We start from the raw sequence: 25,578 nt of genomic DNA, 5'->3' as shown, positions 1-25,578 counted from the left end.
ACTTGAAGAAAAACCGTCCCGGACTCAAGGCAGGATCGGAGCCACAAAGGGCATGGTCATGGAAAGCAACCACAACAGGAAGATCGTGACGGGGGCCAGGAATATCAGTTGCAACATGGTGTAACCGGCCAGTTCGCGCGCCTTCACGCCAACCAAGCCCATCAAAGGCAGCATAAAGAAGGGATTGATGAAGTTCGGCAAAGCTTCGGACGCGTTATAGCACTGCACCACCCATGCCAGGTTGACCTTGAGTTCGGTTGCTGCCTGCAGCAGATATGGTGCTTCGACTACCCACTTGCCACCGCCGGACGGCAGGAACAAGCCCAGGATCGCCGAATACACCCCCACAACCGCAGCCAATGTATCTTGTGTCGAGATGGAAACAAAGAATTTCGCCAGAATCTCATTGATGCCGGAGCCCATCAATATTCCGAATATACCGGCATAGAGCGGAAACTGGATCAGGATGCCGCCGGTCATGGGTACCGCTTTGGCGATGGCGCGCAAGAAAGCGCGAGGCCTCCAGTGCAACAGCAATCCGGCGATGATGAACATGAAGTTGTAAGTGTTCAAATCCAGCGCGGCCAACCCTCCCTTGGTGGCAAAGACGTCCACCAGATAGAGCACGCCCAGGGCGACAAGTACTACCGTCAGGAAAGGACTGAATTCCAGGTTCTCGCCGGGCGTTTTTGCGACCCCGATATCTTCGGACTCTTGGTGTTTTACGCCCGCCATCTCAAAGGTCTTCGCCAAATGCGCGGCCGGGGTAGACGAATAGCAGATCCATGTGGAAATCACCATGGGCGTAAGAATCATCACCAGGTTTTGCCAGGTAAACAAAGTCTGTTCGAGCGAGATCACCCCGCTGATCTTGAGCAATGCCGGAGGAATGGATCCCTTCGTAGCCATCATCAATGCTGCGGAAGATGACAAGCCTAGCGCCCACACCGTGCCGAGGCCGAGAAAGCCTGCTGCGCTGATCGCGCGATAATCCACCCCGTCCAGACGCTTGCAGATTTCGCGCATCAGGATGCCTGAAAAGATCAGGCTGAAACCCCAGCTCAGCAATGAAGTGAGCATCGCCATGAAACCAACATAGGCAACGGCACCCTTGGGAGTCTTCGGAAACCTGGCCAGCACGACGATCAGCTTTTGTACCGGTTTCGACACCGCCACTACATAGCCGCCGATCACGACGAAGGCCATTTGCATGGTGAAGGGAATAAGGTTCCAGAAGGATTTGCCAAAATCAACCGAGACTTGGGAAGGGGTCCTGCCCATTGCCAGCGCGCCGAGACTGACGATGACCACAGCCAGCGCGGCAAAGACAAAGGCGTCCGGAAACCATCTTTCACTCCAGTTGGCCAGACTGATGCCCATTCTTGCGATAGCGCCTTCCTTTTCCTGACCTGCAATTGCCTGAGAACTTTTTTTATTCATTTTTTTACTCCCTCGTTCACCAAGTTAAGATTCAAGCTTTTAAAAATAATCCACCAACATCTGACTAGAACTGCTCTTTCCTGAACTGATATCCGCAGAATCTACCATGCATAATGGATTCAGATTGCGCTCGCTCTATCTGAACCACATTTTCAGAACATTCCTACAAGACAACAAGACTCTTCCTACAGAGAGTCGCCCGGCAATGCTCCAGCATATTAATTCCACTGTGACAGGGATGCCACCAAAATGGATTCCTCAATGCGGAAGAGGTCTTTAATTGCGGACTGATCAGAGGTACTGCCCGACAGGCTGATCGTGAAGAAGACATCAGCCGTGAAGGCGCATCTATAGACAAGAAGGCCGGAGGGAACGCGACATGAACAAACGTATTGCATTGGTAACGGGCGGCACAGGCGGCATCGGCAGCAGCATCTGCAGACAGCTTTTTGCCGACGGTTTTGTGGTGGTGGCCAATTACATCGCGGCAGAGAAGGAACGGGCTCATTCCTGGCAGATCTCCGAGCGTGCTGCCGGCAGAGATGTGCATATCGCAGAGGGCGATGTTTCAGATTATGATTCCGTCGTGGTCATGATGGCAAAAATAAAGACAGACATTGGTCCCGTGAGCGTGCTGATAAATAATGCCGGCATCACCAAAGACGGTGTGTTCAGGAAAATGCCGCTGGAAAACTGGATGGATGTGCTTAACGTCAATCTCAACAGCGTGTTTAATGTTACGCGCCAGGTAGTGGATGATATGCTGGCAGAAGGCTGGGGCCGTATCATCAACATGTCCTCCGTCAACGGTCAAAAAGGCCAGTTCGGACAGACCAATTATTCTGCCGCAAAAGCGGGAATGCATGGTTTCACTAAAGCGCTGGCACAAGAAACTGCCGCCAAGGGTATTACCGTCAATACCATCTCGCCCGGCTATATCGGCACCGAGATGCTCATGGCGATCAAGCCGGAGATACTCGACCAGATCGTTTCTACCATTCCGGTAGGACGGCTGGGCAAGCCGGAAGAGATCGCCAAACTGGTGTCTTATCTTGCTTCGGATGATGCGGCTTTCATCACCGGTGCCAACATCGCCATCAATGGCGGTCTGCACATGTACTGAAAAGAATTTCTTATTGTTTTTTTAGATCGGGTGAGTTTACAAATGAGCAAAGAAGTCGTGATCCTTAGCGCAGTCCGTTCCGCCATCGGTACTTATGGCGGCTCCCTGGCCGATATCGAACCGGCCGAACTGGCAGGCACCGTGATGAAGGAATCGGTGGCGCGTTCCGGAGTCGATCCGAAAGCAATCAACTACGTGACAGTCGGCAACACCATTCCCACCGAAAGCCGGTTCGCCTACGTCGCCCGCGTGGCGGCGATCCAGGCCGGGCTGCCGATGGAGTCGGTCGCCATGTCGGTGAACCGCCTGTGCTCGTCCGGCCTGCAGGCTATCGTGACGACCGCGCAGAACATTCTGCTCGGCGATTGCGACTATGGCATAGGCGGCGGCGTCGAAGTGATGAGCCGTGGCGGTTACCTGTCCAGTGCGATGCGCACCGGTGCGCGCATGGGCGACACCCATCTGATCGACACCATGGTTGCAACGCTGACCGACCCGTTTGGCGTGGGCCACATGGGCATCACCGCCGAAAATCTCGTTACCAAGTGGGGCATCACGCGCGAGGAGCAGGACGCACTTGCTGTCGAGTCGCACCGCCGTGCCACTGCGGCGATTGCCGAAGGCCGTTTCGGTTCGCAGATCGTTCCCATCGTCAAGCAGACCCGCAAGGGCGAGGTGGTCTTCGACACCGATGAACATGTGAGGCCCGGCACGACGATGGAGACGCTGGCCAAGATGAAACCCGTGTTCAAGAAGGATGGCTCCGTGACCGCGGGCAATGCCTCGGGCATCAACGATGGCGCCGCTTTCCTGGTGCTTGCCGATGCCGCAGTGGCGGGCGCGGCAGGGCACAAACCGATGGCGCGGCTCGTGTCTTATGCCGTGGCCGGTGTGTCCAACGAGATCATGGGAGAAGGCCCCATCCCTGCAACCAGACTGGCGCTGAAGAAAGGCGGACTCACGCTTGCCCAGATGGATGTGATCGAGAGCAACGAAGCCTTTGCGGCGCAGGCCATCGCGGTTGCGCGCGGACTCGATTTCGACCCGGACAAGGTCAATCCGAACGGCGGCGCGATCGCACTGGGTCATCCGGTTGGCTGCTCGGGGGCATTCCTTGCAACCAAGGCCATTTACGAATTGCAGCGCACCGGCGGGCGCTACGCCCTGGTGACCATGTGCATCGGGGGTGGCCAGGGCTTTGCAGTGATTTTTGAAAGGTATTGAGTACGCCCTGCATACTCGACTTTGCATCCATTCCTGCGCTCAAAGGAACGGCCCATGATTGATCAAGAAGACCAATTTTTTCCTTCAATACCGTTTCGCGCCATTGTCGAACAATCATTGGCGGGTATCTACGTGCTACAGGATGAGCACTTTGCCTATGCAAATGCCACCTGGGCGGAAATGATAGGAAGGACGCCGGAAGAAATGATCGGAGGGCACCTGCGCGAGTTCGTGGATCCCGGTTTTCTCGACGAATTGATGGCGCTCTATTGGCGCCGCATCAACGGTGACCTGAAAAGCCTGAGGTTCGTTACACGTCTTGTGCATAAAGACGGCCGCGTCATACTGATCGAAGTGCACGGCACGCGGATGGACTACAAGGGACGCCCTGCCATTGTCGGTATAGGGGTCGATGTCACCGAGCGTTTGAAAAGAGACGAGGAGCTGATTCGCTCCAAGGCCCAGTTGCAGGAGCTTGCGGCGAATATCAACAGATTGCGCGAAGAGCAGCGTGCCAAATTCGCCCGCGACCTCCACGACGTGCTTGGAGGCATGCTGACTTCCATCAAGATGGATGTCAGCAGGATCATGCGCAGGGTCGATTCGCCCGAAGTGCAGGAGATCACCCACGGCCTGCTCGCACTGACCCAGGATACGATCAATACGGTCAGGGAAATATCGGAGGAACTCAGGCCCAGCGCGCTTGACCATATCGGTCTCGTGGCCGCGATCGAGAAAGAGATCGCCGTATTTTCCAATCGCTACAACATCGCCACCTGCATGGCTCCCTGCGAAGTTACAACCAAACTCTCTCCCAAACGAAATATCGCCATCTACCGGATCTTTCAGGAAGCGTTGACCAACATCGCGCGTCACGCCGACGCCACTTCCGTCTTCATACGCCTGGAATTCAACGATGACGATTTCCGAATGGAGATCGTCGATAACGGTCGAGGTATCGACATGGAGTCACAAACAATGACACCCATCGGTCTCCTTGGCATGTCGGAAAGAGCCAGAGAGATTGGCGGGACCCTGGAGATCGGGTCCAATCCGGGAGGAGGTACCCGGCTTTGCCTGTTTGCTCCCTTAGTGCATCAAGGAGTTCAATGACATGATCAGAGTACTCATCGTGGATGACCACACTATCTTTCGCTCGGGGCTCAAGCGTCTTTTCTCCGATGAAAACGACATCTCTGTCGTCGATGAGGCGTCCAACAGCACAGACGCACTGGACAAGATCCGCAAACATGAACTTGACCTCGTCCTGATGGACGTCAGCATGGCAGGCCGTAGCGGCCTGGAAGCCCTCGAATCGCTGCGCATCGAATTCCCCCAATTACCGGTACTGATCCTTTCGATGTATTCCGAAGAGCAGTACGCCGTGGTCGCCATGAAGGCCGGAGCCAACGGCTATCTGTCCAAGGATGCCGAGCCTGCCGAATTGATCGGGGCGATCAGGAAGATCGCCGCAGGCGGCCGCTACCTGACCAACCGGGGAACCGAACTCATGCTGATGCAATTCAGCGGAAAAGACGACCGCCCAACCCACCAGAAGCTCTCGACCCGCGAATTCGAGATCATGAGAATGATCGCCAACGGAATCTCGCTGACCGAGATCGGCGAACGCCTGAACATCAGCGTCAAGACGGTCAGTACCTATCGCACCCGCATACTTGAGAAGATTGGCGTCAAAAGCAATGCCGAACTCGCCAAGTTCGCGTTGCGCAATGAAATCGTCTGAGCCGCTGCAGGCTATCCCGGAACGGCAGTTGACCGGGCTATCAGGCACATAAGCACGTCATGTCAGTTTTTTCCTACGCGCTGATTAGAACCTTCTGACTACCGTCATCAGACATAGCCCATTACGATTCCGGCACTGGGCATCGTCGACGCAGGTCTCGAAAACAGATCATGCTGAGCGGATTGCCAGCCATAAAGACATGGCAGTTTCCATAACGACGACACGTGTCGCCGACTTCAAACGCGAAATTACCGACAACAACCATGGGAGAGTGATTCATGGACTTCATCATCGTACTTGCAGCCTTGTGCTTTCTGATGTTTGTCGCCTATCGCGGCTACAGCGTCATTCTTTTCGCTCCCGTTGCCGCGCTCGGTGCTGTGCTGCTGACCGATCCAACGCTGGTCGCGCCGATGTTCACCGGCCTGTTCATGGACAAGATGGTCGGATTCGTCAAACTGTATTTCCCCGTCTTCCTGCTTGGGGCCATCTTCGGCAAAGTGATCGAACTGTCCGGTTTCTCCAAATCCATCGTCTCTGCCATCATCAGGATCGTCGGGCGCGAACGGGCCATATTGTCCATCGTCACCGTTTGCGCCATCCTGACCTACGGTGGCGTCTCCCTGTTTGTCGTGGTCTTTGCGGTCTATCCTTTCGCAGCCGAAATGTTCAGGCAAAGCGACATACCGAAGCGATTGATCCCCGGTACGATCGCACTCGGCGCTTTCACGTTCACCATGGATTCGCTGCCGGGCACACCGCAGATACAGAACATCATCCCGACCACGTTCTTCAAGACCGACATCTATGCCGCGCCGTGGCTCGGTACCATCGGTGCCGTCTTCATTCTGATCAGCGGTCTCACCTATCTCGAATGGCGCCGTCGCCAGGCTGCGGCAGCCGGCGAAGGTTACGGCACCAATCTGGTGAATGAACCGGAACCCTTCGAACGCGAGAAGCTGGCCAATCCCTGGATCGCGATCTTGCCGCTTGTCCTCGTCGGTGTCATGAACAAGGTGTTCACCATCGCGATACCGGCGGCCTATGGCAAAACGCATTCCTTCATTCCGTCGGTCGTCGGCAAGGCTGCACCGGTGGTTCAGGAGATATCCAAGATCACGGCTATCTGGGCAGTGGAAGGTGCGCTGCTGGTCGGCATACTCGTCGTGCTGGTCTTTGCCGGCAAGGCGGTATTCTCCAGGTTCGCCGAAGGCTCGAAATCGGCCATCAGTGGGGCGCTGCTGGCTTCGATGAATACCGCTTCTGAATACGGCTTCGGCGCCGTGATCGCGGCCTTGCCGGGCTTTCTTTCCGTCTCCAATGCGCTCACTTCCATCCCCAATCCGCTGGTCAATGAAGCAATCACCGTCACCTCCCTGGCCGGGATCACCGGCTCGGCATCGGGCGGCATGAGCATCGCGCTCGCGGCCATGGCCGATACCTTCATCCAGAACGCCCAGGCGGCAGGCATTCCGCTCGAAGTCTTCCACCGTGTCGCCGCGATGGCCAGCGGCGGCATGGATACGCTCCCGCACAATGGAGCCGTGATCACTTTGCTGGCGGTGACGGGACTGACTCACCGCGTTTCCTACAAGGACATCTTCGCGATCACCGTCATCAAGACCTCCGCGGTATTCGTCGTCATCGCGGCGTTCTACCTCACCGGCGTGGTCTGAGGAAACGCGAAAGCAACAACAAGAAACCAGCCATGCCTAAATCACAGTTTCCGGCGGCGAATTCGCTGCGTGTGTCCGATACCGGCAAGATCATGACTGCGCGCGAGGCTGTTTGTCGTATCCGCGACGGCGACACCCTCGCAACCAGCGGCTTTGTCGGCATCGGTTTTCCAGAGAACATCGCCGTTGCACTTGAGGCCCTGTATCTGGAAGGGAAGGGGGCCGATGCGCATAGCCCGGGACACCCGCGTGACCTGACCCTTGTTTATGCCGCCGGCCAAGGCGATGGCAAGGAGCGCGGCCTCAACCATCTCGGCCACGAGGGTCTGCTGAGCCGTGTGATCGGCGGGCACTGGGGGCTGGTACCCAAGCTGCAACAACTTGCCGTATCGAACCGCATCGAAGCCTGGAACCTGCCGCAGGGTGTCATCACCCATCTCTACCGTGACATTGCCGCCGGCAAACCTGGAACGCTGACGCGTATCGGCCTGGGCACCTTTGTTGACCCGCGCTTCGGCGGCGGCAAACTCAACGAGAAGACTACTGCCGACCTGGTGCGATTGATGGAGATCGACGGCGAGGAATACCTGTTCTACAAGGCTTTCCCCATCCATGTCGGCATCATCCGCGGCACCACCGCCGATCCCGACGGCAACATCACGATGGAAAAGGAAGCGCTGACGCTGGAAGCGCTGGCCATCGCCATGGCCGCGCACAATTCCGGCGGCATCGTCATCGCCCAGGTCGAACGCATCGCCGAACGCGGCGCGCTCAGTCCCCGCCAGGTGAAGATCCCGGGCATATTGGTGAATTGCGTGGTCGTGGCCGAAAAGCCTGAATACCACATGCAGACATTTATCGAGCAATACAGTGCAGCCTTCGCGGGAGAGGTTCGTGTGCCGTTGTCGGAAATTCCGGTGATGGCGATGTCCGACCGCAAGATTATCGCGCGCCGTGCCGCCATGGAACTGTCCGCCAATGCCGTTGTGAACCTCGGCATCGGCATGCCCGAGGGCGTTGCCTCTGTGGCCACCGAAGAAAGCATCCTCGACCTGATGACGCTCACCGCCGAGCCCGGCGTGATCGGCGGCATCCCGGCCGGCGGCCTCAACTTCGGCGCCGCCACTAACACCCAGTCCATCATCGACCAGCCGAGCCAGTTCGACTTCTACGACGGCGGCGGGTTGGACATCGCCTTTCTCGGCTTGGCGCAGGCGGATCGCCAGGGCAACCTGAACGTCTCCAAGTTCGGTTCGCGGCTGGCCGGCGCAGGCGGCTTCATCAACATTTCCCAGAGTGCCAGGAAAGTCGTTTTTGTCGGCACCTTCACAGCCGGCGCTCAGGAAATCGTCGTCGAAGACGGCAAGCTGAAAATCATCAGGGATGGCGAAGTGATGAAATTCGTCAACGAAGTCGAACACCGTACCTTCAGCGGCATCGAGGCCAACAAGAGCGGCAAGACCGTGCTCTACGTTACCGAACGCTGCGTCTTCCGCCTTTGCGCGGATGGGCTCGAACTGATCGAGATCGCACCCGGCATCGATACCGAACGTGACATTCTCGCGCTCATGGCCTTTCGACCGGTCATGAACGCAAAACCCGGATTAATGGATGCCAGAATCTTTCTGGAAGGCCCCATGAATCTTAGACCCATGCTGTTGGAACCGTAAAAAAGTTCTATTTATCAAGCAATCAGAACCGAGCCATCGCAAAGCCACTTTAATGATACCGTCTTAAGTTGACCAAATTGGTATGGCAAGAGTAGTATTTGCTCAAAGAAGTTCCCGCATCGTCTGGAGAGTTTTCACTGTTCTCCACCCTTATAAAATTCCTCAATGTTGGTTTTTTAAGCAGTCCACTATAGTTGCCTTCAAAAGTATCAAATTGAATCGGACGTAACTTTGCGGAAAATTTGTTGTATGACATGTTTCAACACTTCATATGACTTATCGGTATTCAAAACGATTGGTGATTTTGCAGCTTGCTGCCGCGTTGGCAATGTTGATTGCTTTGTACATCGGCACTAAGCCGATGATTTGGGGATGGCTGCTGTTTTCGCCATTATTTCTGTTTGTCGTAGCCAAAGCTTTTCGCACTTACAAGTATTTATTAACGATCAATGACGATTGCATTACTGTTGTAGATTTTAATAAGCGCGCCCAATACCAAGTTTCCGATATAACGGCGATCAATGTCTGGCCTGCCAAGGGCGAACGGATGGCGGTTATCACTTTCCGGGACTGGAAAAAGCTGAGTTTTCCAAGTCACCTGGAAGGATTCGACGAACTGGTAGAGTTATTAACAAAACAAACAAAACTGAAAAAGCAAACTTTAGAATCTTCGTAGATGTGACATCGCCGGTTGATTCCTTCAATGTTGGAACAAGGAGGCATCATGTCGACAGATATCCCTGCAAAATTTCCACCGCACCAATACCGGCGCACCGCAGATAACACCCCGGCAAGCAGAGCGGGATCCAATACGCAAAATCCTCCCACCTCTCCCAAAATCCATGAATTGCGGGAAAGGTATGAAGCGCTGAAAGTAAAAAAGACTGGCTCGAATTCGACTTGACCTTGAAGGTGGGGAGCGCGCATCGGCGACCAGCTTGTAGAAGTGATAACAGTCAGGAGAATGTCGCACAACTTCATCCGATACCTGGCAGAGAGAAGTCAGAATCGCCAATACTGAGAGCGCTGCCGAGTTGAACATACATGGCGCATTTTTCACAAGCTGCAGAGTGAGGCGCTTGATTGTCATTCTGAGACTGTTCTTCGAACGCATGAAATATGAAGCAGAAGAAAGAATTCTGATGTTCCGGATTCCGGCTTGATGATCCTTATTCTTAATTGGATTTTCATCTCGAAATTGCTTTCTCCTTTCTCCGTATTTTCGGACAGCGCTAGCCCCACAGCGAAAACCACGAGACGATACGATTTCTGAAAGGATAGTCGTTGACTTCACCGTCTGAAAAAAATGACTTCTCGGTATCTGACCTATTGATGCCCGCAGCTTCTTGACGCTCATCTTCTTTGCTATAGCCAAGGTTGAGGCCACACAGCAGAAGTTCGCCTTCTCTGTTCTCATGGCCAATTAGCGTGTGAACTGGTAGTTCATCCATTGCGCCACCAAAGCCTTAGAACCAACTGACCCGCAACTGCCAAAATCGGCAACCTTCCAGTTTCATAGGTGTTTGATGAGTCTGCACCAGATTTCGGCTTTGCTTTCTGGCCATCGATAATCCACGTGTTTGAAGATGATGCACTGTTCTTGGGTTTCAGTTCCTTTCCATCCCATACCGTTTAATTAGAAGTTAATACCGACCTTTGCTTCCATAAGTGTGTTGTTCGCACCATGGATGCCAGGAGCGATGTCCTTATTGCTCGTGTCTTGCCAGCGCGCACCCAGTCCCAAATTGAGAGTGCCAACTCGATAATTCAAATCCGCGCCAATTTGCAGGGCAGCCATGTTTGTGGTTTGTCCATTCACTTCAGCTTTGACATAACCAACACCGGGGCCAACACCGAACGTAAGGTTGTTGGCTAGGCTCGTTGTCCAGTGCGGGTTGATTTCAAAAGTGGTTAGCTTCATGCCGTTGTGATCGAAGGTGCCAAGAGAGATTTGACTGCGTATTATTCCGGAAGGGGGCTGTAGTGCCAGACAGTTAAATGCAACTTCGATACCTTGATAACTTCCGCTGCCTGCGGGTGTCCCGTTAAGAACGCCGCCAACCAGGGAAAATGTTGCATCGGGTTTGTATTTTGCATCGAGCACGGGCATGAATTTCCAGTCATCCGCAAATGTTGCTGCAGAGACTGTGACAAGGCTTAAGCCAAGTAATGTGCCGAGGATAGTGCGTTTCATAATATTTGTTCCTGAAAGAATGTGAGGGCCTGAACTGTACACATCTAATTTATTGCGCTCAGTGACTTTGATCACATAAAACCAAATATTGTCTTCAGACATACTGAGCACTTCAAAAAATGCCAATGAGTATGTATTTCTGGAATTACTTGACCTCATCGTTTTGCCAGTTTAAAAGCAAGTCCGGGACGTTTAACATCATCACTTGCTCGGATCGAGATTTCCCGGTTAACGGGGATTTTGTTCAAGTCTCCGAATAAAAAATACTAAAGCCAACATTATTAGCACAGTCGGGAATCGGGAAATGGATCAACAACTGAGTATCGACGAAGCCTTTGAACATGCATTTTCCTGTCACAAGAAGGGTGATACGCAAGAAGCCAAAGTGATTTATCTGAAGATTCTGGAAGTCGTGCCGGAAGAGCCGCGGTCTTTGCATTTTCTCGGTATTCTGCTGCATCAGGAAGAGAAAAGTGATTTGGCCTTGTCATGCGTGAAGAGATCGATCGAGCTTCTTCCGGATTCTCCCGACTGGAGAAATGATCTTGGTAATATCCTTGCGGAGCGCGGGGATTTGGCGGGTGCTGTGGACGAATTTGAAAGTGCCATTGCCTTAACGCCAGGCAATCCAACGTACTGGAATAATCTGGGGGCTGTGCAGGACCGCGGCGGGAGAACGGCAGAGGCTCATCTTGCTTTTCGGAAAGCGGTTGCCCTCGATCCATTATTCGGGGATGCACTGAGTAATCTGGCCAACTTGCTTGATCGCGAGGGAAAGCAAGTGGAAGCAGCAGAATATCATTGTCGCGCCTATGTACTGGAACCGACGCACGACAAACCCAAATCCATGCTGGGAATCGCCTATTACAAGCTGGGACGGTTGGCTGAGGCTGCTGAAATCTACCGTAAATGGATGCTCGATGAACCGGACAATCCTATTCCGCAGTATCACTTCCTGGCTTGCTCAAAAGGGGTTGTTCCACTGGGCGCATCACACGCCTATGTGGAAAAGCATTTCGATACGTTCGCACCCAATTTCGATTCCAATCTGCAAAACATCTTTTATCGTGGACCGGAAATGATTGCCAAAGCGCTGGCGAGGGTTGTCGTCCATAAAGCAAACCTTTCGGTGCTAGATGCGGGGTGTGGCACAGGACTTTGCGCGCCGATACTTGCTTCGTGTGCAGATCACCTCATTGGTGTCGATCTTTCTTCAGCGATGCTTGAAGAGGCCAAGAAGCGTGGTCTATATCACGAACTTGTGAAAGGCGAGATCACCAATTATCTTGTCGAACATCCGGATATTTTTGATCTGATCGCTGCCGCTGATACTTTGATCTATTTTGGAGACCTGGAAGAATTGATCAGTGCAGCATATTCTGCGCTTCACCCCGGTGGGTATTTTATTTTCACCGTCGAGGAGGAGAAGGTCACGAATGAAATATTTTGTCTTAACCTGCACGGGCGCTATAGTCACAGCAAAAAATATCTCGCTGACTTGCTGCTGAAATCCAATTTTGAACTGGTGGCAATGGATTCGGATGTTATCCGGATAGAATTCGGTATTCCGGTTGATGGTCTGACGATATCAGCGCAGCGAAAATTCTGATTTATGGAAGTAAATGTTGGTAACAATTACATGCCTCAACTCATTCTTGTCTCAATAACGAACCGAACCTGATCATTGCGATGATGCCGAATCCAGTTAGTTCTTCGGGGCTAAAACATTTGTTTTTCAGAGTGCTGCGCGTGATGGCCGTATTGGCCGCCTTGGTGCTTGGGTGTATAGCGTATGTCGCAATTGTGGGAATTTCCTTTGACGCGTCCCCGCAGCGCGACAAGGTTGCTGCGCTGCTTGAGAAAAGCCTTGGGCGAGAGGTGCGCTTCGAGGGAGCGATGAAACTTGAAGTATCCGCCCGTCCCAAACTGCATGTTGGAGGATTGCATATTGCCAATGCACAGGGCTTCGAGGGAGAGGATTTTGCCAGCCTGGGCGATGCGCATCTGGCACTGAATTTATGGGCTCTTATGCGGCTGCGTCTGCAAATCGATGAACTGTCCGGCAGCGATGTGCATATTCGTCTGCAATTGAACAAGAACGGCAGCAACAACTGGACTTTCAAAGCGGCCAATCGGAAAGCGAATGTGGCGCAGCCTTCTCCCAAGGCAGCAACAGGGGAAGGTATGGAATTGGAAGAGTTGCTCGCGCGGCTGGATATCAAAAGTGTGTCACTGGAAAATCTGAACGTGAAATTTACCGGTGCCAATGGGAATAGCCACTTCTTTGAGCTGCAATCTCTCGTTGCACATTTGCCGGAAGGTCAACCGTTGACGCTGGCTCTAAACGGCACGGTTGAAAAGAAATATCCCTACAAGATGAATATCACCGGCGGCACCTTTGCTGACCTGGTACGTTTCGACAAACCATGGCCGTTGGATATGTCGCTCGATTTCCTGAGTTCGCGATTGACACTGAAAGGCAATGTATCCGGCAGCAGCGGAGACTTGCATTTTGGTCTCGTTACGGATGACCTCGGTGAAATCGAACGCTTGTTCCAGACCAGGTTGCCAGCCGTGGGCGTCACCCGCATTTCGGGGGATATCAAATACGCACCGGGGAAGGTCGCGATGGATAATCTGAGTGGGGCCATGGGCAAGACGACGCTCAATGGTTCACTCGGTCTGGACTATAGCGGCGAGCGCCCCAGCGTGTCTGGCGAACTCGTTTTACCGGTGCTGGATGTGCGCCCCTTCATGACGGGAAAAGCCGTTACGCAAGATGAACCTCCCGAGGATCTTGCCCAGATGTACCAGGAATTCGTCAAGGCGACATTCAGTTTGAACGACCTGAATAGTGCGAATGCCGATCTGACCTTGCGTATCGGGCAATTGATCGGCTTCCCCGGTGCGGTGCGCGACGCGGTATTGCAAGTGAAACTCGAGCAAGGTCGACTTTCCTTACCGTTGCAAGCCACTGTGGCGGATGTGAAACTGTCCGGCAGTGCGATCGCCGATGCAAGCGTGAAACCACCCCGGTTTAAACTTTCCCTCGGCACGCATGATTCCAATCTGGGAAATTTGGCAGAACTGCTGCTTGGTGCGCGCGATGTCAGAGGGCGGTTGGGGCGTTTCGATCTGCGCATTGCAGCGCGGGGTGACCGCGGCCCGGAGTTGATGGATAGTCTGGATGTGCAGCTACTGGTGAAAAATGGGAAATTGACGTATGGCAGCCAGACAGATGAGCACCCCGTTAAATTCTCTCTGGATGACCTGAAAATTGCGCTGCCGGCAGGCAAGGCATTGCGAGGAGAGGCGCATGGTTCTTTGCTGGACAAGAATTTCAGCGCGACATTGAACAGCGGTTCATTGACAGCCATCATGCAGGAGTCGCATACGCCGGTCGATTTCGAATTGCTGGCCGGTAGTGCCAAGGTGGAGATACATGCCGTCTTGCAGCCGTCCACGGAAAATTCCGGATCCAAGGTGGCTTTCGAACTCTCCGCGCCGCATTCGGGCGAGATTGCCGGCTGGCTCGGCCTCAAGCCGGGAGTGGATGAACCGATCGGTGTGCACGGAAATTTTCGGACACACGATGACCGCTGGCATTTGGCCGATTTTGCCCTGCAATTGGGGCATAGTGCACTGCATGCGGATGTACTGCGCACGTTTGGCGAGGGACGCTCGCTGATCAAATTCCAATTGACGGCCGATCTCGTGGATGTGGACGAACTGGAATCGATGTTGCCCGAGAGCAGCGAGAATACGCACACGACGACATCGGCTGCCTCCAATCTGATCGATCTTCCGATCCTGCCGAAGGGCATCAATCTGGCGGATGCCGATATCACCGTCCGTGTGAAACGCATCACCAGTTCTTCACCGTTGGAAGTTCACAACCTGAGTTTCGACGGACGCATACGCGATGGCATGATGCCAGCCTCACCGTTCGAGGCCAATGTGGATGGCAATGATTTCAAAGGTGCGATCCTGCTGGATCTGCGCACGCAGCAACCGCATTCTGTCTTGTGGTTGTCGTCGATCGGCATGAATATAGGCAGCGCAATGAAAAAACTCGGTATCGCGAAAAACATCGATGTCGATGTCGATCACTTGCGCCTGCAACTGGATCTTCATTCGAGCCGCTTGGGAAAACTACTGGCGAAATCCGACCTGGCCCTGGACTTCGAGGGTGGGCATCTCACATTGCATGATGCCAATACAGGGGGAAAGATGGTCATTTTGCTCGACAACGGTGAACTAAAATCTTTGGCGGGAGAGCCTGTGCATCTGAATCTGCGCGGATCGCTGGATAAGGCTCCCATCTCTATCGGCTTGGAAACCGGAAAGGCTGCAGATCTTATCAATCCGAACCTGCCGATCCCGTTCCAACTGAACGCGAGCATGTCCGGTGCCACCTTGAAGTTGTCCGGCGATATCGACCGTCCTTTTGCGAAGCTGGACATCGATCTTGCACTCGAGATGAGTGGCACCCGTCTGGACAATCTCAATTTGCTCGCCAATACCTCGTTGCCTCCGTGGGGACCGTGGTCGGGCACCGGAAAACTTCATATGTCTCCTGTTGGTTATGAAGTCTCTTCCTTGCTGCTGCAGGTTGGAAGCAGTCAGCTCAACGGTCATGGCAAGCTCGACACAAGCGTTGTGCCGCCGCGTATTGACATTGAACTGACGGCACCAACGATTCAGCTCGACGATTTTAGATTTGGCGACTGGTCGCCGGAAAAAACCAAGCGTGTCGCAACGAAAGTTCCGGAATCCCGGGACAATCTGCTCAAGGAAGCCGATAAAACGGGTAACGAAGCCAAGGAGGTTTTAAGTCCGGAAGTACTGCGACGGCAGAATGCGTTCGTAACTGTGCGTGTGGATCGTGTCGTTTCAGGCCAGGATATGCTTGGGAGCGGCAAACTCGATGCGCGCCTGGAGAATGGAAACGCCGTTATTGGTCCGGTGATCATCAACACGCCTGGCGGCTCGGCATCGCTGCGTCTGGGGTATGAACCCGCCGAAAAGGATGTTGCGTTAAAGCTGAACGTTGAAGCAAAGCATTTCGATTACGGTATTCTGGCACGCCGTATTGACCATAAAAGTAAAATGCAGGGAACGTTGAGTCTGAATGTCGACGTAAGCGCCCGTGCAAAATACTTCTCTGAGTTGTTGCGCTATGGCAAGGGCAATATTGATTTTGTGGTGTGGCCGAAGAATATGAAATCGGGATTACTCGACATGTGGGCGGTGAATGTACTGATGGCGTTATTGCCTGCGATTGATTCGTCGAACACGTCCGTGGTCAACTGCGCTGTGGGACGTTTTGTCTTGAATGATGGAAAGCTTTCCGGCAAGACACTCCTGGTGGACACGACCCGGATGCGTGTCACCGGAAAGGGCGGGGTGGATTTCACTGCCGAAAAAATCAATTTCTACATGCAGCCCCGTGCCAAGACGCCCCAATTTTTGAGCTTTTCGCTACCTGTCGAACTTGACGGCAATTTTGAGAATTTTGGCGTCGGAGTGAGGCCCATTGATGTGTTGGAAACAATGGGGCAGTTCACCACGTCAGTGGTCTGGGCGCCGTTGCAAATGATGTTCGGTAAAGAAGCCCCCTCTGACGGGCACGATGTCTGTGAGGTAGTCGAATTCAAATAGCAGGTCGCCAGCTCAGGGATTCGCCATCGGGCCTTGGGCACCTGAATAGGCGCCCTGCCCGGAAAATTGGTCTGGAATTCGCCCCTAAGATGCGCTTTTGCTGATTCCTGATCCGGGTGGGGTTTCTGTTTTCAGTGAAAGCAAACTGCTCCGGACAAAGGTGATGTGCCCGCGCAGGCCGTAAAGCAGATCGCCGAATTTGGGCGGCACAACGATTTTGCTCACCGAGTTTTCGATGTGATCCAGGCGGCGCAAAAGCTCCTCCCGCTTATGCGGATCTGACCAATGCATGAAGGCATTGCGTTCGATTTCGAACAAGGCCCTATACCAGCTTTTGATTCGATACTCCATCTGCCAACGATAAAATGCCGGCGCCGCTTTGAGCGCGGGTATCAGCAGTATTGCAACAGGGACAATGACCGAGAGCAAGCGCGCTATCAGACTCGCGATTCCGTAGGGGAAGGTGCGGTAAAGAAAGCTCTTGCCAGATGTGTAATAGCGGCTCGCATCAGAACTGATCGGGAATTCGTGCTCCTGCGGGGCAGGAAATTCGCCGCGATTCTTGAAGATGCCTGGAGACGAATGCACTTCTTTCGCGGCTTCCAGCAACAGGTCGGAGAGAGCCGGATGCAGCCCTTTTCTGGCAATAAGTTCCACGGTGGGCCCAATCAGGTTTAAGTCTTCGGATGGAATATTCTTGCCGAAATCGAGCGAACCTTTGGGCAATTCAAGCTTGTTAAGATAGTTGATGCGTCGGACGTAGCCATCCGCTTGGGTGAAATTGAAAAGATGAATGTCGGGGGTGTGCAGCAAGCGATGCATCAAATCTCTTGAAGTGGAGTCGCCCATGATGAACAGAGCGTCGATCCGGTTTTCTTCCAGCGCACGCAACGAATCGCCGGAGATGTTATCGACAAAAGCGGTTCCGTCATTCGGCTCAATGCCATTGGCCTTAAGAAGCGTGAGTACCAGGGAATGCGTGCCGCTGCCTTCTTTGCCAATATCCAATCGCTGGCCCTTGAAATCTGAAAGCAGGTTTTTGGCTTTGCCATGATAAAAAATCATGAGCGGCTGATAGGCAATACTTCCGAGTGAAACCAGATTGTCAATGTTGGCTCCGTTGACTTCGCCGCCCAGTACAAATCCGACATCGACAGCAACTTTGGGGTTGGACAATTTGTGAAAGTTGTCCAAAGAACCCTCCGAAGGAACTATTTTGAGGGTGACTCCTTCTTTGGCCAGGATTTTCTTGTATTGCTCGGCAAAGTTCTGGAAGGTGCTCCCCATTGGTCCGCTGGCGATCGTAATCGTGTTGGGAGCGGTGGAATCCAGGTAAATAAAGATTGCCAAGCCAATGATCAGGCTTGCAGAAAGAATGATACTGATGGATACGATCTGGCCACGGCCAAAAAGCGTGGTGAGTCTGGCCAATAACCTGGTCAGGAATACTTTTGGAGTTTTCATAATTTACCCTGTTCAATGTAAGCGAACTAGCCAAGTACACATGTTTGCATAAATTTGTATCGTCTTAGATTGGAAAAAGTTGGTATTGGACAGTCAAGGTTGCCTTCACGGTTTGGCCGAAGTCAGAGGCGGTTTGTTTGAATCATCCATCGGGCAAGTCAGCATCGGTTGTTCTCCGCTGGATTGATGCTTCGCAAACCTGCCAGATAGATCATTTTCATCGAGAGCCACCAATTGTTCGACCGTGGTCCATAGCCTGCCTTTCCGGGCACAATCAGCGCCATAATTGAACAATTCCCGTGAACTGGATGCATGGAAATATAGAGGCCCCTGAAATGGATAGCTGACCGGAATTGCCGTGAGTCTAAGATTCATGCCGTATTTCTGGGCAAATTCCGATGTGAGCGCGATCTCGCTCCTTGCCCTGTGTTGAAGAACCGCGGTGAAACTCCGGGAAAGAATCGAGATGGTATCCACCGGCGTGGTCTGCGGGTTTGTGCCCAATTGGCCGTTGACGATGACATAGACGTTGGCGCCTTTGAGCGCACTCGGATCGAGTGGCAGGACATAGGCCAATGCAGGCGCGACAAAAAAGGGGACGGTTGCACTGGCATCGACGTGCATTTCGTCATACCGGTTCCCCACATTACCGACCGGAATGATGATTGGAGGAAATACGCCGGGAATGCTTGCGGATGCCACCAGAACGTCACGGAAGAGATTGTGTGCCGCCTTGCCACCGCGGGCGGCAATCTGTCCCATGTCCCAGATAACTGTTTCTTCCTTGTCCAGATCGGTTGTCGCAATCAAAAGCAAGCGGCCAAGAGCTGCCTGATCGGCTACATCCTGGATCATTTTGTCGGTGACAAAGTCATCCACAAATTTGACGAGCGGTTCGTTTCCATACAGTCCGGGTTGGAAGAGCACGCCTAGCCAGCGCGGAACCAGAAAGTGTTCGCTGTGGCCACCCGAGAAATTTTCGTCCAGACTGGCATCCCAGGTTGATCCCAAAAAAGCAAATGGCGCAATCAAGGCCCCCGCGCTGACTCCCGTAACAACGTCGAACTGGGGACGACTACCATACCGGCTAAAGCCAACAAGCGCTCCGGCACCAAATGAACCTCCCGCTCCACCGCCTGAGAGCGCCAGGATGTTGAGCCCATGGTCTTTGGAGGTGGCTCGCCGACGCTGAATAATTTCCGAGAATCTGGATTTGATGGCCTTCGGATCTGTACTAACGTAGCGAATGTCAGGTGAAAAGCCTATGGGAGCAGGCTTATTGAGCAGGGATTCAGGTGCCGGCTCTCGATGAGCTGTGGCGCATCCAGCCAATATCAACAAACTGAGCAGGAAAGATAGGTAAATTATTTTCATAATTGATCAGCCGGGTAGGTCCCGACGAACTGCTTCCAATTCTGTATCATTTTATGAAAATGCATTTGCGTCGTGCGTCAGAGTTTGTTCGAATGTAAATTTAACATAGCTGGACTTGCCAACCCATTACCAAATGATTGGGCTTGGCGTTGTTCAGGTCATGTGAAGACCGGCAGAATATGCTAACGTTCAACGAAGATACTCGGAGAGCCGACAGGCTGACATATGCAAGAAAAACTGCAAGCAGGCAATTTCCCATCGGATCCCTCTAAAGCCAGTGCGAAAGGCAAAGCTCTTCGAATCTATGGCAGGTTTCTGGACTTAATCGTGACTGCATTGATCTTTGTTATGGTACTGACTCTGATAGGAGCCCTGGTCGGGTTGGTAATTGACTTTTTATCAGCCGCCAATTCGTTTGGGAGTGCAGTGTCCTCTCATAATATTGTGCATGGCATCGTTGATGGCATTGATCGCGAACTTGTTATTGATGTTCTATCAGTCTTTGTTCTGATTGAATTGTTTCGCACCTTCACGGATTATCTGGAGTTCCATCGCGTTCGCTTAAGGGTATTGGCTGAAGTGGGCATCGCATTTGTATTGAGAGAGGTTTTTATCGGTCTTTACGACCACAGCATGAATTGGACTGAAATTCTTGCCTTGTCTTTCCTGCTGGCCATATTGGTGGCAACACGCATTGCCGCTGTGCAGTTTCAACCTCAAAAAAATGGTTCCGAATAGTTAACATACCAACGCAAGTATCGGTCAATTCTTCAGGCGAGTTGTTGCTGCAACGTTTCAATCAAATCTTTAACTTCTCCGTCCCGTTCCAATGCTTCTCCGCTGATCCAGAAGGTATCTTCTGCACGTGAGCCCAGGGTGTTGATTTTTGCACTGCGCAGCTCGATATCGTGTTTTGCCAGCAAATACGCGATGCGGGCCAGCAGGCCGGGACGGTCGCCTGCGACGACGGACAAGATGTGTTGTCCTTTTTCGTCCCTGGCAATGCTGACTTGCGGCGCAATGGGGAAGTGCTTGAGCTGGCGGCTGACTCTGCCTACATTCGGTGCGGCGAGCGGTGTGTCGTCGGTCAGCAGGTGTGCCAGTTCGTACTCGATGTAGTTCATGACGTCGCGATAGACAGTCTTGTCATTATTGGCATCCATCACCAGGAAACTGTCCAGCGCATAACCGTGTTGAGTGGTGTGCACCTTGGCTTCCATGATGTTGTAGCTCATGTGCGCGAAAAAACTGCAGATCCGGGCGAACAGATAGGGCTTGTCCTGTGTATAGACCAGTACCTGCAAACCTTCGCCGATCCGGCTCAGGCGCGTTTTTACAACGGGTTCGACGCTGTTCACCCGATGAGCCAGCATGCGCGTGTGCCAGGCGATCTCGTGCGGTTCATGGCGCAGGAAATAATCTGCATCGAACTGGGCCCACAGCAACTCGTACACATCGGGATGGATAGCGTACAGGGTGAGCGTCTCGGTTGTGCGTTGTCGAATCTCTCCAACCTGGTCGGCCACTTTGCCGCTGGTCAGGAAACGCCGTGCCGCATTGTAGAGATCTTCCAGCAACTGTGCCTTCCAGGCATTCCAGACTTTGGCACTGGTACCGCGGATGTCGGCAACCGTGAGCAGGTAGAGTGCGGACAGGTAGCGTTCATTCCTGATTTTGGCAGTGAAAGCGGCAATCACATCCTGGTCGGAAAGATCCTGCTTTTGCGCAGTAGCGGACATGGTGAGGTGATGTTCCACCAGCCAGACGACGAGGTCTGTGTCTTCGCGCATCAAACCATGCTGTTTGCAAAAACGGGTGGCGTCGACGCGGCCCAGTTGGGCGTGGTCGCCGCCGCGTCCCTTGGCGATGTCGTGGAACATGCCGGCGATGTACAGTACCTCCGGGCGGGCGAAGTCATGGATGAGTTTGCTGCAAAGCGGATATTCGTGTTCGTATATGGGCAGCGTGAAACGGCGCAGGTTGCGCACCACCATCAGGATATGTTCGTCCACGGTATAGACGTGGAATAGGTCATGCTGCATCTGCCCGACGATCCGTCCGAAGGGCGGGAGATAGCGCCCCAGAATATCCAGATGATTCATGCGCCTCAAAGCATGGGTCAGCCCTTGCGGCTGGCGGAACAGGTCTATGAACAGCCTGCGGTTGTGCGGGTCCTTGCGGAAGGCGGAACCGATCAATTTGCGTGCACGCCACAATGCACGAAGTGTTTGGGCGGAGAATCCGGTCAAGCGCGGATGCTGTTCCAGCACCAGGAAACTTTCCAGTATGGCGGAGGGCTCGTTTTCAAACAGGGCTTCGTCGCGCGCTTCCAGTTTGTCGTCGCGGGCGATGAAGTGTTCGTTCAAGGGATAAGTTTCGGCAGTCGGGAAGATGCGTGTGCGCATCGTCTGCAGCAATACGGCATTGAGTTGCAGTACGGCCCGCTTGGTACGGTAATAGCGCTGCATCAGGTGTTCGCTGGCACGCCGTTGTGCGCTGGCGGTGATGCCGAGTTGCTGCGCGAGTGCCGTTTGATACTCGAATACCAGACGGTCATCGTGCCGCCCTGATAGATAGTGAAGACGGATGCGCAGGTCCTGCAGTAGATGCTCGTGGTGCGTAATCTGGCGTGCTTCGGTCCCGGTGATGAGGTCTGCTTCAGCCAGCGCTTGCCAGGTATGGCCAAAACCGCAGGCGCGCGAGATCCAAAGCACAGATTGCAGGTCGCGCAGGCCACCCGGGCTTTCTTTGAGGTTGGGTTCCAGGTTGTAGTCGGTATCCACGAAACGTGTGTGGCGCTGTTCCTGCTCTTGCACTTTGGCGAGGTAGAAAGCACGGCGACTCAGGTGCGCTGAAAGCGTTTCGCGCATCTCCATGAACAGTGACTGATTGCCTGTAATGTGACGTGCCTCAAGCAGATTGGTCTGCACCGTCACATCCGAGGATTCGGACATGCAGTCTCCCACAGTACGCACGCTGTGCCCGACCTCCAGTCCGATGTCCCACAACTTGCCGACCAGATCCTGCAGGCGTTGCTGCAATGATTCATCCGGTTGTTGCGGCAGCAGGATCAGCAGGTCGATGTCCGATTTCGGATAGAGCTCTGCGCGGCCATAACCTCCCACCGCAACCAGCGCCAAGTCGGCAGGAATCTCAAGTAGTTGCCAGATATGGCGCAGATGCTCGTCTACGATCTTTGCATGAGCACGCAGGTAGCGAGCCGGGTTAGGACGCTCAATGTAGTTTTCCTGCAGCGCACGACGTTCACTGCGCAGACTGTCACGTATTTCTGCAATGGACATCGCGGCTTGCTTAAGCGGGAATAGGGGGAGAACCGGCGGACAGGGTCAGTACTTCAAAGCCGGTTTCGGTGACCAGAACGGTATGTTCCCACTGTGCGGACAGGCTGTGGTCCTTTGTAACCACGGTCCAGCCGTCCCCCAGCTGCTTGATCCCGGCCTTGCCTGCATTGATCATGGGTTCGATGGTGAAGATCATGCCGGTTTCAAGTTTGACGCCGGTATGCGGCTTGCCATAGTGCAACACCTGCGGTTCTTCGTGGAATTTGCTGCCGATACCGTGGCCGCAGAATTCGCGCACCACGCTGTAACCCATGCTTTCGACAAAAGTCTGGATGGCGTGGCCTATGTCTCCCAGATACGCCCCGGGTTTGACCATGCGGATACCGCGCCACATCGATTCATAGGCTGTTTCGCACAAACGTTTGGCCTGGATGGAGGGTTCGCCGACATAGAACATGCGGCTGGAGTCGCCGTGATATCCATTCTTGATGGGAGTCACATCTATATTGACGATGTCGCCGTTCTTCAATTTTTTGTCACTGGGTATGCCGTGGCATACCTGATGATTGATCGAGGTGCAGATGGATTTCGGGTAGGGCGTATGCCCGCCCGGTGCGTAATTGAGCGGGGCAGGGATGCCGCCTTGCACGTTCACTGTGTAGTCATGACACAGCTTGTCGAGTTCGTCCGTGGTGATGCCTGCCTGCACGAAAGGGGTGATGTAATCCAGCACTTCACCGGCCAAACGTCCGGCAATGCGCATCTTTTCTATTTCCTGCGGGGTCTTGATACTGATAGGCATGATATTCATTGAATTGCTGACTGGCGTGAGGATAGAGGATAGAACGAACAAGCACAACAATTTACAGATTTGACATTGAAAAAGGCACGCTGACAGCGTGCCTTTTTCGGGGTGCTATACGCGAAACTTAACGCTTATTGCCGTTAGGGTTGCTGTTATGGCCGCGCCCCAAAGAGAAACTGGTTCCCTGCGGACGGCGTGCAGCAGTGTGCGGTGCCGCTGCACGGGGAGCTGCCGTATGCGGTGTATGGGCGCGATTGCCGCCCATATTGCCATTCACGTTGCCGTTCGGATTGGCGCTGCGCGGTTGCGCATCGTTAGTGAAACGCGTGTGCTTTGGACCTTCGCGGCGTTGGCCTTGCGGATGCTCATGACGGCTGTCCGGTGCAGCATGACGGCTGAAGTTGCTGCCGTTGCCGCCGCCATTGCTGCGGCCGAAACCGCCACCGTTACCGCGACTTGCACCGCCGTTGCCACGCCCGGCACCGCTGCGCGGTTGCGAAGAAGCCGGACGCGGCTTGAATTTGGGCTCCAGACCTGCAATGGTATGCGCCTGGATCGGCTGGCCGGTAAAGCGCTCGATCTTTTTCAGGTTCATTGCATCGCGATTGGAGGCAAAGGAAACGGCGATACCCGATGCCCCGGCACGGCCGGTACGGCCGATACGGTGCACGTAGTCTTCTGCAAACTTGGGCAGGTCGAAGTTGATGACGTGGGTGATGCCCGCCACGTCGATGCCGCGTGCGGCTACGTCGGTAGCGACCAGCACGCGCACAGTGCCGCGACGCAGGTTGAGCAGGGTGCGGTTACGTTCGCGCTGGTTCATGTCGCCGTGCAGGGCAGCGGCAGCGTGACCTTGTGCAGATAGCTCATCCGCCAACGAGTCCGCATCGCGCTTGGTTGCGGTGAATACCAATGCCTGGTTCAGGTCGACATCGCGCAGCAGGTGGTCGAGCAGGCGATTCTTGTGTGCCATGTCGTCAACATACATCAGGCGCTGATCGATGTTTTCGTGACGGGCCTGGGCCGACGTGATGCTGATGCGTTTCGGGCTCTTCAGCAGGCGCATTGCCAGGTTACCGATCGCGCCTTCCAGCGTGGCGGAAAACAGCAGGGTCTGGCGGGTAGCCGGTGTGGCAGCAGCGATGCGTTCCACGTCGTCGATGAAGCCCATGTCCAGCATGCGGTCGGCTTCGTCCAGCACCAGCATTTCCAGGCGCGAGAAGTCGATACGTCCGCGTTCGATGTGGTCGATCAGACGGCCCGGTGTTGCCACCAGGATGTCCACGAAACCGGACAGCAGCTTGTTTTGCAGCGGGTAGGGCATGCCGCCAAGGATGCTCACCACCTTGACGCGCATATTCTTGCCGTATTTGTTGGCGGCGTCGGACACTTGCTGTGCCAGTTCGCGCGTCGGGGTCAGCACCAGAATACGCGGACCTTTGCCGCGTACTGCGGACTCAACGGACAATTTCTGCAGGGCGGGCAAGATGAACGCGGCGGTCTTGCCGGTGCCGGTCTGGGCGGAAGCCATCAGGTCATGCCCGGCCATCGCCTGGGGAATCGCTTCGGCTTGAATAGGAGAAGGTACGGTATAGCCCGCATCTTGCACGGCTTGCAAAATGGCAGGGGCCAGGCCCAAAGAGGCAAAAGTAACCGCGTTTTCGGCAGTCGCGGGTACAGCAGTCGTAATAGTTTTATCAGACACAGTTGTTCCTTTAATTTTTTTAGATACAGCGCATGCGCGGCCTAGGGCCACACAATGAAATTCAGTAGGGGGAAATAACATACCTCTACCGGCGCAAACAAAACATCGTCGCTAACCGGTGAAGCTTGGCGCGTCCTGAAATGGACGCTAGAGGGTCAGAAAACGATGGACTCAATACCGTTCCGGGAACGGCAAG

At 53.9% G+C, this 25,578-nt stretch carries 18 protein-coding genes; 10 read left to right on the top strand and 8 right to left on the bottom strand.

From position 1 onward, the window contains the following. Positions 1-24 precede the first annotated feature (24 nt). Entirely contained in the window at positions 25-1,440 is a 1,416-nt protein-coding gene (locus QOY30_RS09790; protein WP_283744429.1) for a short-chain fatty acid transporter, read from the bottom strand. A gap of 379 nt (positions 1,441-1,819) precedes the next feature. Between QOY30_RS09790 and phbB the strand changes: the two genes are divergently transcribed. The 7 genes from phbB (at position 1,820) to QOY30_RS09755 (ending at position 9,553) form a co-directional block, all read left to right on the top strand. Continuing rightward, positions 1,820-2,563, top strand: coding sequence for an acetoacetyl-CoA reductase (phbB, locus tag QOY30_RS09785; protein ID WP_283744428.1), 744 nt, complete (start codon positions 1,820-1,822; stop codon positions 2,561-2,563). Positions 2,564-2,605: 42 nt separating this feature from the next. Next, positions 2,606-3,787 (top strand): acetyl-CoA C-acyltransferase family protein, encoded by a 1,182-nt coding sequence (locus QOY30_RS09780; protein ID WP_283744427.1) that lies wholly within the window; start codon positions 2,606-2,608, stop codon positions 3,785-3,787. Between the two features lie 54 nt (positions 3,788-3,841). After that, positions 3,842-4,900 carry a PAS domain-containing sensor histidine kinase gene (locus QOY30_RS09775; protein WP_283744426.1) on the top strand — a complete coding sequence of 353 codons (1,059 nt, stop codon included), beginning with the start codon at positions 3,842-3,844 and terminating at the stop codon, positions 4,898-4,900. A gap of 1 nt (position 4,901) precedes the next feature. Next, positions 4,902-5,531: a response regulator gene (locus QOY30_RS09770; RefSeq protein ID WP_283744425.1), complete on the top strand. Its 630-nt coding sequence runs from the start codon at positions 4,902-4,904 to the stop codon at positions 5,529-5,531. Between the two features lie 278 nt (positions 5,532-5,809). After that, a complete protein-coding gene (locus QOY30_RS09765; protein ID WP_283744424.1) occupies positions 5,810-7,207 on the top strand; it encodes a GntP family permease in 1,398 nt (465 codons plus the stop codon). Positions 7,208-7,239: 32 nt separating this feature from the next. After that, positions 7,240-8,877, top strand: a complete 1,638-nt coding sequence (locus QOY30_RS09760; protein ID WP_283744423.1) for an acyl CoA:acetate/3-ketoacid CoA transferase — start codon at positions 7,240-7,242, stop codon at positions 8,875-8,877. Positions 8,878-9,175: 298 nt separating this feature from the next. Further along, positions 9,176-9,553, top strand: a complete 378-nt coding sequence (locus QOY30_RS09755) for a hypothetical protein (protein ID WP_283744422.1) — start codon at positions 9,176-9,178, stop codon at positions 9,551-9,553. Between the two features lie 556 nt (positions 9,554-10,109). On the opposite strand, the gene QOY30_RS09750 is transcribed toward QOY30_RS09755, so the two are convergent. Further along, positions 10,110-10,328: a hypothetical protein gene (locus QOY30_RS09750; RefSeq protein WP_283744421.1), complete on the bottom strand. Its 219-nt coding sequence runs from the start codon at positions 10,326-10,328 to the stop codon at positions 10,110-10,112. Positions 10,329-10,513: 185 nt separating this feature from the next. Next, positions 10,514-11,173 (bottom strand): hypothetical protein, encoded by a 660-nt coding sequence (locus QOY30_RS09745; protein ID WP_283744420.1) that lies wholly within the window; start codon positions 11,171-11,173, stop codon positions 10,514-10,516. 202 nt (positions 11,174-11,375) lie between these two features. On the opposite strand from QOY30_RS09745, the gene QOY30_RS09740 reads away from it, so the two are divergent. Both QOY30_RS09740 and QOY30_RS09735 read left to right on the top strand, forming a co-directional pair. Next, positions 11,376-12,680, top strand: coding sequence for a tetratricopeptide repeat protein (locus QOY30_RS09740; protein WP_283744419.1), 1,305 nt, complete (start codon positions 11,376-11,378; stop codon positions 12,678-12,680). A gap of 119 nt (positions 12,681-12,799) precedes the next feature. Next, the gene (locus tag QOY30_RS09735; RefSeq protein WP_283744418.1) at positions 12,800-16,732 is read left to right on the top strand and encodes an AsmA family protein; all 3,933 of its coding nucleotides are present in this window, start codon (positions 12,800-12,802) and stop codon (positions 16,730-16,732) included. An 84-nt stretch (positions 16,733-16,816) separates the two neighbouring features. Here the strand turns inward: QOY30_RS09735 and QOY30_RS09730 are convergent, their stop codons facing one another. Next, positions 16,817-18,163, bottom strand: a complete 1,347-nt coding sequence (locus QOY30_RS09730) for a TAXI family TRAP transporter solute-binding subunit (protein ID WP_283744417.1) — start codon at positions 18,161-18,163, stop codon at positions 16,817-16,819. 138 nt (positions 18,164-18,301) lie between these two features. Then, positions 18,302-19,570, bottom strand: coding sequence for a patatin-like phospholipase family protein (locus tag QOY30_RS09725; protein ID WP_283744416.1), 1,269 nt, complete (start codon positions 19,568-19,570; stop codon positions 18,302-18,304). Positions 19,571-19,795: 225 nt separating this feature from the next. Between QOY30_RS09725 and QOY30_RS09720 the strand changes: the two genes are divergently transcribed. Then, positions 19,796-20,308, top strand: a complete 513-nt coding sequence (locus tag QOY30_RS09720; RefSeq protein WP_283744415.1) for a phosphate-starvation-inducible PsiE family protein — start codon at positions 19,796-19,798, stop codon at positions 20,306-20,308. A 32-nt stretch (positions 20,309-20,340) separates the two neighbouring features. Here the strand turns inward: QOY30_RS09720 and QOY30_RS09715 are convergent, their stop codons facing one another. The 3 genes from QOY30_RS09715 to QOY30_RS09705 all read right to left on the bottom strand — a co-directional run bounded on the left by QOY30_RS09715 (position 20,341) and on the right by QOY30_RS09705 (position 25,382). Beyond that, positions 20,341-22,872, bottom strand: a complete 2,532-nt coding sequence (locus QOY30_RS09715) for a [protein-PII] uridylyltransferase (RefSeq protein ID WP_283744414.1) — start codon at positions 22,870-22,872, stop codon at positions 20,341-20,343. A gap of 10 nt (positions 22,873-22,882) precedes the next feature. Continuing rightward, complete coding sequence (map, locus tag QOY30_RS09710; RefSeq protein ID WP_283744413.1) at positions 22,883-23,674, bottom strand: type I methionyl aminopeptidase; 792 nt, start codon at positions 23,672-23,674, stop codon at positions 22,883-22,885. A gap of 127 nt (positions 23,675-23,801) precedes the next feature. Next, positions 23,802-25,382, bottom strand: a complete 1,581-nt coding sequence (locus QOY30_RS09705; RefSeq protein ID WP_283744412.1) for a DEAD/DEAH box helicase — start codon at positions 25,380-25,382, stop codon at positions 23,802-23,804. Positions 25,383-25,578 lie beyond the last annotated feature (196 nt).

The sequence above is a fragment of the Sideroxydans sp. CL21 genome, assembly GCF_902459525.1.
Classification (GTDB): Bacteria; Pseudomonadota; Gammaproteobacteria; order Burkholderiales; family Gallionellaceae; genus Sideroxyarcus.
This window is presented reverse-complemented; position numbering and strand designations above follow the sequence as displayed.